This window comes from Rhodococcus zopfii NBRC 100606 = JCM 9919 (assembly GCF_001895025.1).
GTDB lineage: Bacteria > Actinomycetota > Actinomycetes > Mycobacteriales > Mycobacteriaceae > Rhodococcus > Rhodococcus zopfii.
In genome coordinates, this window is the sequence record NZ_BCXI01000014.1 from 42,674 (window position 1) to 55,456 (window position 12,783).

At 68.9% G+C, this 12,783-nt stretch carries 16 protein-coding genes and 1 other RNA gene; 3 read left to right on the top strand and 14 right to left on the bottom strand.

Annotation, left to right across the window (positions count from 1 at the left end):
- Positions 1-5 precede the first annotated feature (5 nt).
- The 5 genes from RZ1_RS10165 to RZ1_RS10185 all read right to left on the bottom strand — a co-directional run bounded on the left by RZ1_RS10165 (position 6) and on the right by RZ1_RS10185 (position 4,197).
- Positions 6-494, bottom strand: coding sequence for a MauE/DoxX family redox-associated membrane protein (locus RZ1_RS10165; protein ID WP_072811471.1), 489 nt, complete (start codon positions 492-494; stop codon positions 6-8).
- A 25-nt stretch (positions 495-519) separates the two neighbouring features.
- A complete protein-coding gene (locus RZ1_RS10170; RefSeq protein ID WP_072811473.1) occupies positions 520-1,743 on the bottom strand; it encodes an MFS transporter in 1,224 nt (407 codons plus the stop codon).
- A gap of 44 nt (positions 1,744-1,787) precedes the next feature.
- The gene (gene pgm, locus RZ1_RS10175; protein WP_072811474.1) at positions 1,788-3,416 is read right to left on the bottom strand and encodes a phosphoglucomutase (alpha-D-glucose-1,6-bisphosphate-dependent); all 1,629 of its coding nucleotides are present in this window, start codon (positions 3,414-3,416) and stop codon (positions 1,788-1,790) included.
- 77 nt (positions 3,417-3,493) lie between these two features.
- On the bottom strand, positions 3,494-3,838 hold the full coding sequence (gene crcB / locus RZ1_RS10180; RefSeq protein WP_072811699.1) for a fluoride efflux transporter CrcB: 345 nt from the start codon (positions 3,836-3,838) through the stop codon (positions 3,494-3,496).
- Positions 3,835-4,197 carry a fluoride efflux transporter FluC gene (locus RZ1_RS10185; protein WP_072811476.1) on the bottom strand — a complete coding sequence of 121 codons (363 nt, stop codon included), beginning with the start codon at positions 4,195-4,197 and terminating at the stop codon, positions 3,835-3,837. Before RZ1_RS10185 ends, crcB begins: the two co-directional genes overlap by 4 nt.
- A 229-nt stretch (positions 4,198-4,426) precedes the next feature.
- Here RZ1_RS10185 and RZ1_RS31655 point away from each other — a divergent pair, with 229 nt between their 5' ends.
- Both RZ1_RS31655 and RZ1_RS31660 read left to right on the top strand, forming a co-directional pair.
- Positions 4,427-4,555, top strand: a complete 129-nt coding sequence (locus RZ1_RS31655) for a hypothetical protein (protein WP_280522818.1) — start codon at positions 4,427-4,429, stop codon at positions 4,553-4,555.
- Between the two features lie 126 nt (positions 4,556-4,681).
- Complete coding sequence (locus RZ1_RS31660) at positions 4,682-4,810, top strand: hypothetical protein (protein ID WP_280522819.1); 129 nt, start codon at positions 4,682-4,684, stop codon at positions 4,808-4,810.
- A 223-nt stretch (positions 4,811-5,033) separates the two neighbouring features.
- Here the strand turns inward: RZ1_RS31660 and ssrA are convergent.
- Positions 5,034-5,405, bottom strand: a transfer-messenger RNA (tmRNA) gene (gene ssrA / locus RZ1_RS10190).
- Positions 5,406-5,497: 92 nt separating this feature from the next.
- Complete coding sequence (locus RZ1_RS10195; protein ID WP_238072170.1) at positions 5,498-6,526, bottom strand: NAD(P)/FAD-dependent oxidoreductase; 1,029 nt, start codon at positions 6,524-6,526, stop codon at positions 5,498-5,500.
- Between RZ1_RS10195 and RZ1_RS10200 the strand changes: the two genes are divergently transcribed.
- The gene (locus RZ1_RS10200) at positions 6,525-7,109 is read left to right on the top strand and encodes a helix-turn-helix domain-containing protein (protein WP_072811478.1); all 585 of its coding nucleotides are present in this window, start codon (positions 6,525-6,527) and stop codon (positions 7,107-7,109) included. The two genes, RZ1_RS10195 and RZ1_RS10200, sit on opposite strands and share 2 nt — an antisense overlap.
- A gap of 12 nt (positions 7,110-7,121) precedes the next feature.
- On the opposite strand, the gene RZ1_RS10205 is transcribed toward RZ1_RS10200, so the two are convergent.
- From RZ1_RS10205 to prfB, 7 genes are all read right to left on the bottom strand, one after another.
- Positions 7,122-7,976 carry an EamA family transporter gene (locus RZ1_RS10205; RefSeq protein ID WP_072811479.1) on the bottom strand — a complete coding sequence of 285 codons (855 nt, stop codon included), beginning with the start codon at positions 7,974-7,976 and terminating at the stop codon, positions 7,122-7,124.
- Positions 7,973-8,449, bottom strand: coding sequence for an SsrA-binding protein SmpB (smpB, locus tag RZ1_RS10210; RefSeq protein ID WP_072811701.1), 477 nt, complete (start codon positions 8,447-8,449; stop codon positions 7,973-7,975). The genes RZ1_RS10205 and smpB overlap by 4 nt, the downstream gene beginning before the upstream one ends.
- A 68-nt stretch (positions 8,450-8,517) precedes the next feature.
- Positions 8,518-9,423, bottom strand: a complete 906-nt coding sequence (ftsX, locus tag RZ1_RS10215) for a permease-like cell division protein FtsX (RefSeq protein WP_072811480.1) — start codon at positions 9,421-9,423, stop codon at positions 8,518-8,520.
- 55 nt (positions 9,424-9,478) lie between these two features.
- Entirely contained in the window at positions 9,479-10,168 is a 690-nt protein-coding gene (gene ftsE, locus RZ1_RS10220; protein ID WP_072811481.1) for a cell division ATP-binding protein FtsE, read from the bottom strand.
- Positions 10,169-10,203: 35 nt separating this feature from the next.
- Complete coding sequence (locus tag RZ1_RS10225; protein ID WP_238072169.1) at positions 10,204-10,722, bottom strand: Rv3103c transmembrane domain-containing protein; 519 nt, start codon at positions 10,720-10,722, stop codon at positions 10,204-10,206.
- Positions 10,719-11,603, bottom strand: a complete 885-nt coding sequence (locus RZ1_RS10230; RefSeq protein ID WP_083583632.1) for a mechanosensitive ion channel family protein — start codon at positions 11,601-11,603, stop codon at positions 10,719-10,721. The genes RZ1_RS10225 and RZ1_RS10230 overlap by 4 nt, the downstream gene beginning before the upstream one ends.
- A 35-nt stretch (positions 11,604-11,638) precedes the next feature.
- A complete protein-coding gene (gene prfB / locus RZ1_RS10235; RefSeq protein WP_072811482.1) occupies positions 11,639-12,763 on the bottom strand; it encodes a peptide chain release factor 2 in 1,125 nt (374 codons plus the stop codon).
- Between the last annotated feature and the right edge of the window lie 20 nt (positions 12,764-12,783).

The window sequence follows — 12,783 nt, forward strand, 5'->3', positions numbered from 1 at the left end:
GGATCTCACTCTGCCATCGAGGGCTGAGCGATAGCTGAGGACGCCGGGCGCGACCGAGCCCCCAGCGCCGCGGGACTGCGCGGGAACACGATCAGCCAGGCGGAGAGCGCCAGGAACCCGAGGTCGCGCAGGATTTCCCGGGCATAGTCCCAGTCGTCGACCTCCGCGAGACCGCCGCCACCGAAGCAACCGCAGTCGATGGACAGGCCACGCGACCACGCCGACACGATCGCGACGATCAGGGTGACCAGCACGGCGGCGCTGACCGCCGCGACCGGACGCACCGCCATTCCGATCAGCAGCAGCAGACCCAGCACGAGTTCGAGAACGGGCAACCCGGCCGCGACCGGTCGCACGAAGACCTCCGGCAGCAGCTGGTAGGCCCGGACGGCGACGATCGTCTGGGTGGGGTCGGAGAACTTGATCCATCCGGAGACCAGCCAGACGGCGGCCAAACCGAGCCGGGCGATCAGGCTGACGATGCGAATCCACACCCCGTCGAGAATACCGAGCGTGAGCTCAGCGGCGTATGTCGTCGGTCACCGCCGGCTCGGTGACCGCACCGAGCGGTGCGGTGCGCGCGAGCAGCGCCCACGGCAGCGCCGCGGCGAGCAGAATCACACCGGTCACCGTGAACGCCACCCCGTAGGACAGGTTGTCCGCGAGCAGGCCGCCGACGACCGGGCCGATCACCGCCCCGACATCGGCGGTCATCTGGAACGCCGCGAGGACCGGGCCGCCGCGCGCCTTGCTGCCCACGACGTCGGCGACGGCCGCCTGCTGCGGTGGGCCGAGCAGACCGGATCCGATCCCCGCGACGAGCGAGGTGACGAAGAACAGCGGAACGTTGTCGGTCAGACCCATCCCGATTGTGCCGACGCCGCACACCACCAGCCCGGTCAGCACGAACGGCCGGCGCCCGTAGCGGTCGGACAGGCGGCCCGACGACATGAGCACCAGGGCGTTGCCGACCGCGAAGACCGTCAGCGCGACGCCCGCGAGGGAAGCGTCGCGCTGCAGGACCTCGACGACGAACAGCGGCATCATCGCCACCCGCACCCCGAAGACCGCCCATCCGTTGGCGAAGTTCGATCCCAGCGCCGCGCGGAAGACCGGCACGCGCAGTGCGTCGCGCAGCCGCAGCGTCGGTGCGCCGTCGGCCGGGGCCGGGGCGGCGAGCGCCGATCCCCGCAGGCTGATGCCGACGACGGCAGCGGCCACCAGCAACGAGACCGCATAGATCACGAACGGGACGCGCAGGCCGAAGCCGACCAGCGCGCCGCCGACGAGGGGCCCGCCGATGTTGCCGAGCAGGAAGCTCGTCGCGTACAGGCCGGAGACACGTCCGCGCGCGTCGGGTGGCGCGATCCGGATGATCAGGCCCAGCGCGGAGACGGTGAACATCGTCGAGCCGATACCGCCGAGTCCGCGGAACACCAGCAGTTGCCAGTAGGTCTGGGCGAACGCGCACGCGCCGGTGGACAACGCGACGATGAGCACACCGGTGATATAGACGGGCCGCTCCCCCAGCTTCTGCACGAGCGCACCGCTGGCCGGCGCGAACGCCAACCTCATCGCGGCGAACGCGGAGACGACGACGGTCGCGGCGGTGATACCCACGTCGAAGCTGCGGGCGAACTGCGGCAGCGCCGGGGCGACCAGTCCGAACCCGAGGGCGATGACGAAGCTGGCGCTGACCAGCACCCAGATCTCCCGCGGCAGCGCCGCGTCACGTGTGCGCATGATGAGCCGATGTTAGCCTCGCGCACGACCACGACCGGCGGCGGTCAGGCGAGCACGCCCGACACGAGGTCGCGGGCTGCGGCCTGCACCTGCGTCAGGTGATCGGGCCCGAGGAACGACTCCGCGTAGATCTTGTAGACGTCCTCGGTGCCGGACGGCCGGGCCGCGAACCAGGCGTTTTCGGTGGTGACCTTGAGTCCGCCGATGGCGGCCCCGTTGCCCGGCGCCTCGGTCAGGGTCGCGGTGATCGGCTCCCCGGCCAGTTCGGTGGCACCGACCTGGTCTGCGGACAGCTTCGCGAGCACCGCCTTCTGGGCCCGGTTCGCCGGGGCGTCGACCCGCGCGTAGGCGGGGCTTCCGTACCGGGCCGCCAGATCCGCGTACCGCTGCGACGGGCTCTGCCCCGTCACCGCGGTGATCTCGGAGGCCAGCAGCGCCAGCAGAATACCGTCCTTGTCGGTGGTCCACACGGAACCGTCCTTGCGGAGGAAGGACGCACCGGCGCTCTCCTCCCCGCCGAAACCGAGACTGCCGTCGAGCAGACCCGGCACGAACCACTTGAACCCGACCGGTACCTCGAGCAGGTCGCGGCCGAGACCGGCGGCGACCCGGTCGATCATCGACGAACTGACCAGCGTCTTGCCGACCTTCGCCGCGGACGGCCAGCCGGGCCGGTGCCCGTAGAGGTAGTCGATGGCGACAGCGAGATAGTGGTTGGGGTTGAGCAGCCCGCCGTCGGGGGTGACGATGCCGTGCCGATCCGCGTCCGCGTCGTTGCCGGTCGCGATGTCGAACTGCTCGCGCGCCCCGATCAGGGACGCCATCGCGTTCGGTGACGAGCAGTCCATCCGGATCTTCCCGTCCGTATCGAGTGTCATGAAACGCCAGGTCGCGTCGACGAGTGGATTGACGACGGTCAGGTCCAGGCGGTGCCGTTCGGCGATCGCGGCCCAGTAGTCGACGCTGGCACCACCGAGCGGATCGGCGCCGATCCGCACCCCGGCCGCGCGCACCGCGTCCAGGTCGACGACGTTCGGCAGGTCGTCGATGTACGCGGCGAGGAAGTCGTGCCGGCCGGCCGTCGCGAGCGCCCGGGCGGCGGTCACCCGTCGTACCCCGTCGAGGCCGGCGCCGAGCAGGGCGTTGGCGCGGGCCGCGATGACGGACGTGGCGTCGGTGTCGGCCGGCCCGCCGTGCGGCGGGTTGTACTTGAAACCGCCGTCGCGCGGCGGATTGTGCGAGGGCGTCACCACGATGCCGTCGGCGCGAGGGCCGGTGCCCGCGTTGTGCTGCAGGATCGCGTGGCTCACCGCGGGGGTCGGAGTGAAGCGGTCGCGGGCGTCGACGACGACCTCGACGCCGGCCGCCACGAGCACCTCGAGCGCGGTGGTCCAGGCCGGCTCGGACAACGCGTGAGTGTCGCGGCCGAGGAACAACGGCCCGGTGATGCCTTGGGCCGCACGGTATTCGACGATCGCCTGCGTGGTGGCGAGGATGTGTTGCTCGTTGAACGCGCCGTCGAGGCTGGAACCGCGATGCCCGGACGTGCCGAACACGACCTGCTGCAGCGGGTCCTGCGGGTCGGGCTGCACTGTGTAGTAGGCGGTGACCAGATGCGCGAGGTCCTCGAGGTCGCCGGGGGCCGCCGGTTGTCCTGCTCGTTCGTGCGCCATGGGTCCTCCTCGTCGCGGGCAATCAGCCGTGTCCCATCTTGCCCGCGGCCGTCCGGGGGCGCGCGGCGGATCGCGAATCAAGCCGTGAGCGTGTATCCGACCCACGCCGCGGCGAGCCCGGCGACGACACTGAGGACGACGTAACCGATTCCGGTGAGCGGCCGTCGGATCCGGGTGAGTCCGACGGCTTCGACCGCGAAGGTCGAATACGTGGTCAGTCCACCGCAGAAGCCGGACCCGAGCAGCGCGAACAGCTCCGGCGACAGGGCCGGACCGGACAGGACACCGAGCAGGGCGCAGCCGAACACGTTCACCGCGAGCGTCGCGAGCGGAACACTGCGGTAGGACCGGATGTGCCGGCCGGCGAGGTAGCGCACCACGGCGCCGGCGCCGCCGCCCAGCGCGACGAACAGCACGGTCATCGCGCCGCCCGCCGTCGGTGCCACCGTTCACCGGCGGCCATCCCGCAGCGCGCGGCGACCAAGGCCCCGGCGAGCGTGATCGTCACGTACACCGCCGCGAGTGCCGGACTACGGACAGCGTCGACCGCGAACGTCGAGAACGTGGTGAATCCCCCCAGCACCCCGATGCCGAGGAACAGCCGCCATAACCTGTCCGGCCCGACCATCGCGGCGAGAATGCCGAGCAGCAACGAGCCGACGACGTTGATCACCGCGATCGTCCAGACGCCCGGGAACGCTGTGGACAGGCCGTAGCGCGCGACCGCGCCGAGTGCTCCCCCGGCCGCGACCACCGCGACCGCTCGGGCGTGCACGGACATCACCGTTCGCCGGTCGGTGGGGACGGCAGGACCTGGGGGCATGGGCACAAATCTGCGACGGTACCCGCTCCCGCCGGACCGTGCGGCGGAGTGGCGGGTGAACCGCCGGCCCGCGTTGGGCTGCGGCGAGCGGAGCCGCCGGCCCGTTCACCGACGGGAGGTTCCCGGTGGGCGACGAGGCCGGGCCGGCATCTTGCAGGACGGAGCGACCGTTCGGTTTCCTCGATGCATGAAGAGGGCGCGATGGAATCCGGACAAACCGTTGTTCGGCGACGACAATGCGACGGCCTCGGCCGCGCTCGCGATAGGTCTCGTGGTAGTCGTCGCGCTTCTGCTGGTCGCCTGCCTCCTCCTCTGATCCCGGCTGTCGGCGGACGGAACCACCGGCCCATTACTCCGTGTGGAGCAGCCACAGCTTCGATGGGAGGATGTTCCGGTACGAAAACGCTGCGAAACAGGCTGACCGCCCCGTTTCATGGAAGGCATGGACAAGGCGCGTTGGGATTCGGAGACACCGCTCTTCGCGGAAGACTGCGCGGCGGGCGGAGCCACGCTTGCGGTCGGTCTCGGTGTGGTCATCGCCCTGCTGGTGGTGGTGTTCTTGGTGCTCTGACCAAAAGGTGCGCCCCGCCTCTCCGGGTACAGGGGTCGGGGAAGCGGGGCGCGACGGTGGCCGCAGCGAGCGTGTCGGGGGCGCGTCTCCACGGCCACCGGCAGTTGAATCGACAACCACGTCCCGGGCGTTACGCGCATTTCCGCACCTATTTCCGGATACGAGGAAGGCCAGGTCGAACACCTCCCAGCCGAATGGCTGTTCAGGTGTCCGACCTGGCCTCTTGTGGAGCTGCCGGGAATCGAACCCGGGTCCTCCGCCGCCTCACCAGGGCTTCTCCGTGTGCAGTTCGCTATGTCTCTACTTGGATCTCCCGGTCTCGCGAACCAGCCGAGATGACGATCCCAGTCACTGTTTGATGTCCCGCCCGACTCCGTGACCGAGTCGAACGGTAGAGCTCCCTAGTCGATGCCAGGAACCGGGTCGGGAGCGAACCCGGGCTGACAGAGACGCGATCGCTACTTAGGCAGCGAGGGCGTACTCGCGCTGAGTGGACTCGGCGCTTAATTGGTTGCAATGACGCTTACGGTGGTCTCTTGCCTGCACCGACACGCTTCCCCTGGTTGAACGTACGCAGTCGAAACCGTTCAGCCCCGTACGTACCTGCGACTCTCGCAGGACTACCCACTGTAACGCCCGATCCGGGTGCTGTCATTCCCATTTTCCGTCGCGTTCACATGACGCGCCTCACAGCGGCCGGGTGAGCGCAGCGACGGTCGCCGCGGCCTCCGTGTCGGCCTCGACCAGATCCATGTTCAGTGCGGCTGCAACACTCGCACCGGACGCGGCACTGACGATCAGGTTGGCCATCGGATCGGCGACGTTGCCGGCTGCCCGGACACCCGGAACGCTCGTAGCGCCCTGCGCGTCGACCGCCACGAAACTGCCGACCGGGGTGTCGGTCCGGGCGCACCCGATTTGCCGCAGCACCGTGTCGCGCGGGGTGAACGCGAGCGCCCCACCGACGAACAGCGCGGCCCGCTCGAGCACCCGGCCGTCGGCCAGGGTGATCTCGATGTCGTCGTCGCCGGCAACGGAGAGCACCGGCCCGTCGGTGATCATGACGCCGCGCGCCTCGAGCCGTGCGCGCTGCTCACCGGTGAGATCCGACTCGGTGCGGTCCCAGCCGCACAGCAGCGTCACGTCGTCGGACCACTGCCGCAGCAGCAGACCCTGGTGCGCCGCCATGTCGGGGGAGTTCGCCAGCACCGCGATGGGGCGGCCCTGCACCTCCGAGCCGTGGCAGTAGGGGCAGTGCACGACGGTGCTGCCCCACCGTTGCGCGAGGCCGGGAATGTCGGGCAGTTCGTCGGCCAGGCCGGTCGCGACGAGGAGCCGTCGTGCACTGACGGCTCCACCGTCATGATCGACGACGAATCCGCCGTCGCCGGCTCGGACGCCGCGCACGTGTGCAGATTCGATGCGGCCGCCGTAGCGCCGCACCTCGTCGCGTCCGGTCGCGAGGAGCTCTGCCGGAGGTCGCCCGTCGAATCCGAGATAGCCGTGCAGGTGGGCGGCGGACGCATTGCGCGGGGTGCCGTCGTCGAGGACCAGCACCGACCGGCGGGCCTGCGCGAGCACGAGTGCGGCGTTGAGGCCGGCGACACCGGCGCCGAGGACGATCACGTCGAAATCCATGACCACAGCCTCCCAGCGCAGCGCGGATCCGGCAAGGTTCTTTGCCGTATCGGCAACAAGGGCGCATGCTGGGTCCATGGATCTCACCGCCCGCCTTGCCGCTATCGGACCGCGCCTGAAGGCGCTGCGTCAGGACCGCGACATCACGCTGCAGGACCTGTCCGACGACACCGGCATCTCCGTGAGCACACTCTCCCGCCTCGAATCGGGACTGAGGCGGGCGACGCTCGATCTGCTGCTTCCCGTTGCCGCGGCCTACCGGGTCACGCTCGACGAACTGGTCGGCCCGGAGGTCGAGGATCCTCGGGTGACCGCCCGACCGCGGACCGTCGGCTCGATGACGATCATCCCGCTGACGCGCCAGCCCGGGAACCTGCAGGCCTACAAGATGATCCTCGCGCCCGACGATGCGCTCCCCGAGCCCCGCACGCACGAGGGTTTCGAATGGTTCTACGTGCTCTCGGGGCGTCTGCGGTTCATCCTCGGCGACCGCGAGCTCACCATGAGGGCCGGCGAGGCCGCCGAGTTCGACACCCGCATTCCGCACTGGCTGGGCCCGGCCGACGACCGGCCCGTCGAACTGCTCACCCTGTTCGGCAAGCAGGGCGAACGCATTCACCTGCGGGCCAGCAGCAGGGGCACGGCCACTCCGCGAACCTAACGCGCAGCGAGGTCAGCTCGCGACGGTGATCATCGCGACCGCCGCGACGGCCAGCACCATGCCGACCCGCCGATCCGGACCGACGTGTTCACCGAGAACCGTCGTCGCCAGCAGCACCGTCGCCGCGGGGTAGAGCGCGCCGATCACGCTGACCAGCGACAGCATGCCGTGCTGGAACGCGAACATCAGCGCCCCGTTGGCGACGATGTCCAGGACCGCCACACCGGCGATGAACGGCCACAGCTGCCTCGGCGGTCGCAGCAGCATCCCGGCACCCAGCGCGACCACCGACACCACCAGCGACGACGTCAGCCGCGCCATCGCCAGCGGCCACAGCCCGGTTCCCTCGGGGACCCGATGCATCGCCACGAACATCAGGGCGAAGGTGACGCCGGACGCGACCGTCAGCCAGGCCACACGGGTGGTGAACCGCGGGTGGGCACCGCCGGCGACATTCTCGTCGGATTCGCGGCTGACCAGCACCACAGCGATCAGCGCGAGCGCGATACCCACGTACGCGAGCGGGCCCGGCCGCTCCCCCAGCACAAGACCGACGAGCACCGGTATGCCTGCGACGAGCAGCGCGGTCACCGGCGACACCACCGACATCGGTCCCTCGGCGAGCGCCTGGTAGAACCACCAGATCGCGACCCCACCGGCGAGCCCGGCGGCTGCGCCCCACGCCAGCGACGACCCGGTGACCTCCCCGCCCACCAGCGGAGCGACCGCGAGCACGAGCAGCAGCGACAACGGATACGACGCGATGACGAAACGCAGCGCCGCGACACGCCGGGAGGCGACGCCCCCGACGAAATCGCTGACGCCGTAGCCGACCGCCGCGACCAGTGCGAGGAGGACCGCGGTCAGCGGCTCATGCCCTTCACCCGCCGGCCGAGCTCCCGCGTGACCTCACGCTCGGCGGTGCGACGTGCGATGTCCTGCCGCTTGTCGTAGTCCTGCTTACCCTTCGCCAGGGCCAGTTCGACCTTCACCTTGCCGTCGGAGAAGTACATCGACAGCGGCACCAGCGTCTGGTTGCCCTCACGGGACTTGCCGACGAGCGCGTCGATCTCGCGGCGATGCAGCAGCAGCTTGCGGGTGCGCCGCGGCGAATGGTTGGTCCAGGTGCCGTGGCCGTATTCCGGGATGTGCAGTCCACGCAACCACACCTCGCCGTCGTCGACCGTCGCGAACGCGTCGACGAGCGATGCCTTGCCCTCGCGCAGGCTCTTGACCTCGGTTCCGACGAGGGCGATGCCCGCCTCGTAGGTGTCCAGGATGGTGTAGTTGTGACGTGCCTTGCGGTTGGTCGCGATGACCTTCCGGCCCTTTTCCTTCACGTGCAGGCCTTTCCGGTCCACGATCGATCGAACAGAACACCATCCAGCATAGGAACTCCGGCAACCCGTTATTCACGCACGTACAGGCGCAGCGTGGCGTACGCGGTGATCGCGGCCATGCCGACACCGACGATGACGAGGATCGGCGAGACGAGCAGCACGTCGCTGGTGGTGACCCGGGCGACGATGTTCGCGTCGTACACGTCGGCGAGCACGTCGTCGATGAACGCGCTCTTCGCGGTGAACAGGGCCGCGATCGCCAGCACCGCGCCGATCACCGCGGCGACGACCGCTTCGAGCAGGAACGGCAACTGCGTGTACCAGCGGGTCGCGCCGACCAGGCGCATGATGCCGACCTCGGTGCGGCGGGTGAACGCCGCGATCTGCACCATGTTCGCGATGAGCAGGATTGCGGCGACGGCCTGCACCACCGCGATCGCGAACGCCGCGTTGCGGACACCGGAAAGCACGCTGAACAGCCGCTCGACGAGGTCCTTCTGGTTGAGCACGCTCTCCACGCCGGGCCGGGACCCGAACTCGTCCTGGATGACGCCGAACCGGTCCGGGTCGGACAGTTTCACCTTGAACGACGCAGGGAAGCTGTCCGCGCTCACCAGTTCGGCGAGCTCGGGCTGGTCCTTGAAGACCCGTTCGGTCGCGTCGGCGACGGCGTCCTCACGGTTGAGGTACTGCACCGACACCACCGACGGGGTGTTCTCGAGATCGCTGCGCAGAGTGCGGCAGATGTCCTGCTCGCAGTCGGGGTCGAGGGTCGAGACGTCGTCGGTGAGGAACAGCTGCACCTCCACCCGGTCCAGGAAGATGCGCTGGGTCTTGTCGGCCATCTGCACGACGAGCAGACCGGCACCGAACAGGCCGAGGGAGATCGCGGTGGTGAGGATCATCGCGACGGTCATGGTGAAGTTGCGGCGCAGGCCGGTGACGACCTCGCTGAACAGGAAGCTTGCTCGCATCGGGGTGGAAGGTCCTTCGGTTGCCGGGCGGTCGAGGGCTGTGGGCTGGTGCCGGCTACCGGCCGACGCCGTACACGCCGCGCGCTTCGTCGCGGACCACCCGGCCGAGGTCGAGTTCGACGACGCGTCGGCGCATGGAGTCGACGATGTGGTGGTCGTGGGTGGCCATGACGACGGTGGTGCCGGTGCGGTTGATCCGTTCGAGCAGCATCATGATGTCCTGGCTGGTCTCGGGATCGAGGTTGCCGGTCGGTTCGTCGGCCATGAGCACCAGCGGCCGGTTCACGAACGCCCGCGCGATCGCGACACGCTGCTGCTCCCCGCCCGACAGCTCGCCGGGCAGCCGGTCGGCCTTGCCGGACAGGCCGACCAGGTCGAGAACCTCGGGCACCGTGCGTTCGATGATCGACCGGGGTTTGCCGATCACCTCGAGCGCGAACGCGACGTTCTCGGCGACCGTCTTCTGCTGCAGCAGCCGGAAGTCCTGGAAGACGCAGCCGAGGGATTGCCGCAGCTTCGGCACGCGTCGCCCGGAGAGCTTGTTGACGTGGAAGTCCGCGACATGGACGTCACCCGAGGTCGGTGTCTCCTCACGCAGCAGCAGTCGCAGGAATGTCGACTTGCCCGAGCCCGACGGTCCGATGAGGAACACGAACTCGCCCTTGCCGATCTCGACGTTGACGTTGTCCAGGGCAGGTCGGGTGGACGTCTTGTACGACTTGGACACATTCTCCAGGCGGATCACGACGCCATGCTAGCGGTTCGTTACCCGATGGTGACCTATTGACCGGGAGCGCCGGACGGTTCGGTGCCGTCACCGCCGGTGCCGCCCTCGAGTCCCGGGATTCCGGGGATCGTCGGCAGGCGGAACAGCGGCGTCTCCGTCGTCGTGGGTGCCGTGGTGGTCACCGACGGCGCTGTCGTGGTCGGTACCGACGTCGGGCTGCCCGTGGTGGCCGGCGTCGTGGTGGTCACGGGCGCGGTGGTCTGCGAGGGCAGCGGCTCCACGGGCGGCACGTACGGCACGTACGGGGTTTCCGAGATCACGACTGCGCCCGGCTGCGCGGGGGCCTGATCCGTGTCCTGATTCAGATAGAGGTAGAGCACCCACAGTCCGAGCCAGGCGACGCACATCGCCACCGTCGTGGTGCGGAAACGACCGCCGAACAGCCTGCCCGGGACCCTGAGGCGCGGGCGCGTCGCCACGACCGGTACCTCACCGGTGGCCGGGTTCGCGGAAGTCCCCGGATTCCCCCGATCGCCGGTCCCGCTGCCGCCGGGCCTGTTGTCGCCGGTCATGCGTCCACCTCCGACCGGTCGACAACGGACACCGTGTCGAGTTGCGGCGTGACGGTGATGCCCTTGCGTCGCAGCGCGGCTGCGATGCGGGCCCGCAGCGCGCGGCCCACCTGGAATTGTTTGCCGGGCAGTGTCCGCGCCACCACGCGGATGCTGACCTGGTCGACCTCGAGGCTCTCGACGCCCATCACGCTCGGCTCGTCGAGCAGCAGTTCCCGCAGCTTCGAGTCCTTGTAGGCGGCGACACCCACGTCGTGCAGGATCTCGTTGACCTCGGAGATGTCCGCGGTAACCGGAACCGGCACGTCGATGACGGCGCGCGCCCAGTCCTTGGACAGGTTGATCGCCTTGTTGATCTGGCCGTTGGGCACGATGATCACCTCACCGGCCGAGTTCCGCAGCCGGGTGACCCGCAGCGTGACGTTCTCGATGGTGCCGACCGCGTCCTGCGCGGACCCCGTGACGGAGATCTGCACGGTGTCGCCGAACCCGTACTGGCGTTCGGTGATGATGAAGAACCCGGCGAGGATGTCCTGCACGATGCGCTGCGCGCCGAAGCCGAGAGCCGCACCGAGCACGGTCGCGGGGGCGACGAGACTGCCGATCGGCAGTTGCAGGTAGTCGAAGACCTTCAGTGTCGCCACGATGTAGATGAACGTGATGACCACCCACCGCACGACCTGCGCCACCGAGTGCCGATGTTTCGACGCCTCCGACCGCACCAGGTCGTCGGACTCCTGGTACTTCTCGTCGATGTTCCGGGTGATCCGATTGCCGACCCAGCTGGCGAACCGGGCGATGATGACGGCACCGAGCACCGTCAGTGCGATCAGCAGCCCGTTCGTGGACAGCCAGTCGAGCAGTGTTCTACCGGGAAACAGAAAGCATCCTCCCTGAGTTCGATCGGTTGGTTCGGTTACTGGTTCTGGTTCTGGTTCTCGCGCATGCGCCACCGGATTCCCTCTTCGAGGAATCCGTCGATCTCACCGTCGAGCACGGCCGACGGGTTGTTGACCTCGTACTCGGTACGCAGGTCCTTGACCATCTGATACGGGTGCAGCACGTAGGAGCGCATCTGGTTGCCCCACGAGCTGCCCCCGTCGCCCTTGAGGGCGTCCATCTCGGCGCGCTCCTCCTGCCGCTTGCGTTCGAGCAGCTTGGCCTGCAGCACGCGCATCGCCGACACCTTGTTCTGCAGCTGCGACTTCTCGTTCTGACAGGTGACGACGATGCCGGTGGGGATGTGCGTCAGGCGCACCGCGGAGTCGGTGGTGTTGACGGACTGGCCACCGGGACCGGAGGAGCGGTACACGTCGACACGCACGTCGTTCTCGTCGATGTCGATGTGGTCGGTCGTCTCGACGACCGGCAGGACCTCGACCTCGGCGAACGACGTCTGGCGACGTCCCTGGTTGTCGAACGGGCTGATGCGCACGAGACGGTGCGTACCCATTTCGACGGACAGCGTGCCGTATGTGTAGGGCGCCTTGATCGCGAAGGTCGCCGACTTGATGCCGGCCTCTTCCGCGTAGGACGTGTCGTAGACCTCGACGCCGTAGCCGTGCTTGTCGGCCCAGCGGATGTACATGCGCATGAGCATCTCGGCCCAGTCGGCGGCGTCGACACCGCCGGCGCCGGCCCGGATGTTCACGAGCGCGTCGCGCTGGTCGTACTCACCGGACAGCAGCGTGCGCACCTCCATCGCCTCGATGTCCACGCGCAGCGACGTGCGCTCGGCATCGGCATCGGCGAGCGCGGAGGCACGGTCGTCGCCCTCCTCGCCCTCGGCGAGCTCGTAGAGCACCGGCAGGTCGTCGAGCCGCGAACGCAGATCCTCGACACGGCGCAGTTCGCCCTGCGCGTGTGAGAGCTGGCTGGTGACCTGCTGCGCGTGCTCCTGGTCGTTCCACAGCTCGGGATCGGCCGCCTGGTGCTCGAGCTCGTCGATCCGACGGCGCAATTCCTCCACGTCGAGGACCGTCTCCACGGTCTCGAGGGTCGTCGCGAGCTCGGCCAGGTCTGCGGAAACATCGGGATGCACGATTGCCAAGGTTACCGGCT

Excerpts from the sequence above, each read along its gene's own strand:
- RZ1_RS10225 (WP_238072169.1), bottom strand. The coding sequence starts at position 10,722 with ATGACCGGCGACAACAGGCCCGGCGGCAGCGGGACCGGCGATCGGGGG.
- crcB (WP_072811699.1), bottom strand. The coding sequence starts at position 3,838 with ATGACCGTGCTGTTCGTCGCGCTGGGCGGCGGCGCCGGCGCCGTGGTG.
- RZ1_RS10185 (WP_072811476.1), bottom strand. The coding sequence starts at position 4,197 with ATGTCCGTGCACGCCCGAGCGGTCGCGGTGGTCGCGGCCGGGGGAGCA.
- RZ1_RS10200 (WP_072811478.1), top strand. The coding sequence starts at position 6,525 with ATGGATCTCACCGCCCGCCTTGCCGCTATCGGACCGCGCCTGAAGGCG.
- pgm (WP_072811474.1), bottom strand. The coding sequence starts at position 3,416 with ATGGCGCACGAACGAGCAGGACAACCGGCGGCCCCCGGCGACCTCGAG.
- RZ1_RS31660 (WP_280522819.1), top strand. The coding sequence starts at position 4,682 with ATGGACAAGGCGCGTTGGGATTCGGAGACACCGCTCTTCGCGGAAGAC.
- RZ1_RS10170 (WP_072811473.1), bottom strand. The coding sequence starts at position 1,743 with ATGCGCACACGTGACGCGGCGCTGCCGCGGGAGATCTGGGTGCTGGTC.
- RZ1_RS10195 (WP_238072170.1), bottom strand. The coding sequence starts at position 6,526 with ATGGACCCAGCATGCGCCCTTGTTGCCGATACGGCAAAGAACCTTGCC.
- RZ1_RS31655 (WP_280522818.1), top strand. The coding sequence starts at position 4,427 with ATGAAGAGGGCGCGATGGAATCCGGACAAACCGTTGTTCGGCGACGAC.
- ftsX (WP_072811480.1), bottom strand. The coding sequence starts at position 9,423 with ATGCGAGCAAGCTTCCTGTTCAGCGAGGTCGTCACCGGCCTGCGCCGC.